Raw genomic sequence first — 3,235 nt, forward strand, 5'->3', positions numbered from 1 at the left:
GCATGGCGACGACCTACCCTCGCAGGGAGCGATCCCCCAACTACTCTTGGCGCGACGAAGCTTAACTTCCGTGTTCGGCATGGGAACGGGTGTATCCTTCGTGCCATCATCACCACACTCTGAGCGTTATCCACTCAAAACTGAATCATGATCTTCTTTTCTTTAACCGGACCACCACTTCGTGGTTAAGTCCTCGACCGATTAGTACTAGTCCGCTCCATGTGTCGCCACACTTCCACTTCTAGCCTATCTACCTCATCATCTCTGAGGGGTCTTACTTCCATATAGGAATGGGAAATCTCATCTCGAGGCGAGTTTCACACTTAGATGCTTTCAGCGTTTATCTCATCCATACATAGCTACCCAGCGATGCGCCTGGCGGCACAACTGGTACACCAGCGGTATGTCCATCCCGGTCCTCTCGTACTAAGGACAGCTCCTCTCAAATTTCCTGCGCCCGCGACGGATAGGGACCGAACTGTCTCACGACGTTCTGAACCCAGCTCGCGTACCGCTTTAATGGGCGAACAGCCCAACCCTTGGGACCGACTACAGCCCCAGGATGCGATGAGCCGACATCGAGGTGCCAAACCTCCCCGTCGATGTGGACTCTTGGGGGAGATGAGCCTGTTATCCCCAGGGTAGCTTTTATCCGTTGAGCGATGGCCCTTCCATACGGTACCACCGGATCACTAAGCCCGACTTTCGTCCCTGCTCGACCTGTCTGTCTCACAGTCAAGCTCCCTTGTGCCTTTACACTCTACAAATGATTTCCAACCATTTTGAGGGAACCTTTGGGCGCCTCCGTTACCTTTTAGGAGGCGACCGCCCCAGTCAAACTGCCTACCTGACACTGTCTCCCGCCACGCTAAGTGGCGCGGGTTAGAGTGGCCGTATAACAAGGGTAGTATCCCACGGTTGCCTCCTTCGAGACTAGCGTCCCGAGCTCTACGGCTCCTACCTATCCTGTACAAGTTATACAGACACCCAATATCAAGCTACAGTAAAGCTCCATGGGGTCTTTCCGTCCTGTCGCGGGTAACCCGCATCTTCACGGGTAATATAATTTCACCGAGTCTCTCGTTGAGACAGTGCCCAGATCGTTACGCCTTTCATGCGGGTCGGAACTTACCCGACAAGGAATTTCGCTACCTTAGGACCGTTATAGTTACGGCCGCCGTTCACTGGGGCTTCAATTCTGAGCTTCGCTTACGCTAACCCATCCTTTTAACCTTCCAGCACTGGGCAGGCGTCAGCCCCTATACGTCATCTTACGATTTTGCAGAAACCTGTGTTTTTGATAAACAGTCGCCTGGGCCTTTTCACTGCGGCTACACTTGCGTGCAGCACCCCTTATTCCGAAGTTACGGGGTCATTTTGCCGAGTTCCTTAACGAGAGTTCACTCGCTCACCTGAGGATACTCTCCTCGACTACCTGTGTCGGTCTGCGGTACGGGTAATTAAACTCTAACTAGAAGCTTTTCTCGGCAGCGTGACATCAACGACTTCCCTACTTAAATTTCGGTCCTCGTCACAGCTCAATGTTAAAGAAACAAGCATTTAACTCATCTCACACCTCACTGCTTGACCGGACATTTCCAATCGTCCGGATCGTTTAGCCTTCTGCGTCCCTCCATTGTTCAAACAAGTTTAACTAGTACAGGAATCTCAACCTGTTTTCCATCGACTACGCCTTTCGGCCTCGCCTTAGGTCCCGACTAACCCTGGGTGGACGAGCCTTCCCCAGGAAACCTTAGTCATTCGGTGGATCAGATTCTCACTGATCTTTCGCTACTCATACCGGCATTCTCACTTCTATGCGCTCCACCAGTCCTTACGATCTGGCTTCACCGCCCATAGAACGCTCTCCTATCGCGCCACTTACGTGGCACCCACAGTTTCGGTAATATGCTTAGCCCCGGTACATTTTCGGCGCAGAATCACTCGACTAGTGAGCTATTACGCACTCTTTAAATGGTGGCTGCTTCTGAGCCAACATCCTAGTTGTCTGTGCAACTCCACATCCTTTTCCACTTAGCATATATTTAGGGACCTTAACTGGTGATCTGGGCTGTTCCCCTTTCGACGGTGGATCTTATCACTCATCGTCTGACTCCCGGATAACACATCAATGGCATTCGGAGTTTATCTGAATTCAGTAACCCATGACGGGCCCCTAGTTCAAACAGTGCTCTACCTCCATGATGATTCATCCGAGGCTAGCCCTAAAGCTATTTCGGAGAGAACCAGCTATCTCCAAGTTCGTTTGGAATTTCACCGCTACCCACACGTCATCCCAGCCTTTTTCAACAGACACGGGTTCGGCCCTCCGGTGCGTATTACCGCACTTTCAGCCTGCACATGGGTAGGTCACCTGGTTTCGGGTTTACTTCAACATACTTAGTCGCCCATTTCAGACTCGCTTTCGCTACGGCTCCGGTCTTTCCACCTTAACCTTGCATGTTAACGTAACTCGCCGGTTCATTCTACAAAAGGCACGCTATCACCCATTAACGGGCTCTAACTACTTGTAGGCACACGGTTTCAGGAACTATTTCACTCCCCTTCCGGGGTGCTTTTCACCTTTCCCTCACGGTACTGGTCCACTATCGGTCACTAGGGAGTATTTAGCCTTACGGGATGGTCCCCGCAAATTCCGACGGAATTTCACGTGCTCCGCCGTACTCAGGATCCTGAACTGAGGGACTTTGATTTCGTCTACGTGGCTCTCACACCCTATGGCGACGTTTCCCAACGTCTTCGACTATCAAGGTCTTTGGTAACTCAAATGTTCAGTCCTACAACCCCAAACTGCAAGCAGCTTGGTTTGGGCTGTTCCCCGTTCGCTCGCCGCTACTTAGGGAATCGATTTTTCTTTCTGCTCCTGTTGCTACTTAGATGTTTCAGTTCACAACGTCTACCTTCAACTAGAGTATGTATTCCCCTAGTGATAATCAGCGGTTAAACTGATTGGGTTTCCCCATTCGGAAATCTCCGGATCAAAGCTTACTTACAGCTCCCCGAAGCATATCGGTGTTAGTCCCGTCCTTCATCGGCTCCTAGTGCCAAGGCATCCACCGTGCGCCCTTTATAACTTAACCTAACAGTTCATACGAACTGCGGTCATGAGTTTAGCGATAAACAATTTAACTTGTTAAAAAACTCAAAAACGCGGTGTTCTCGGTTTAAATAATAAAAAGAATCATGATTCAGTTTTCAATGTACAACGTTTCAG

General features: G+C 50.4%; 2 rRNA genes. Both read right to left on the reverse strand.

The annotated features are described in order from the left end of the window. A 5S ribosomal RNA gene (rrf, locus tag GB992_RS11480) occupies positions 1 to 117 on the reverse strand. 64 nt (positions 118 to 181) lie between these two features. Then, positions 182 to 3,101: ribosomal RNA gene (locus GB992_RS11485) — 23S ribosomal RNA — on the reverse strand. Positions 3,102 to 3,235: the final 134 nt, after the last annotated feature.

This window comes from Furfurilactobacillus milii (genome assembly GCF_009863985.1).
Lineage (GTDB): Bacteria > Bacillota > Bacilli > Lactobacillales > Lactobacillaceae > Furfurilactobacillus > Furfurilactobacillus milii_A.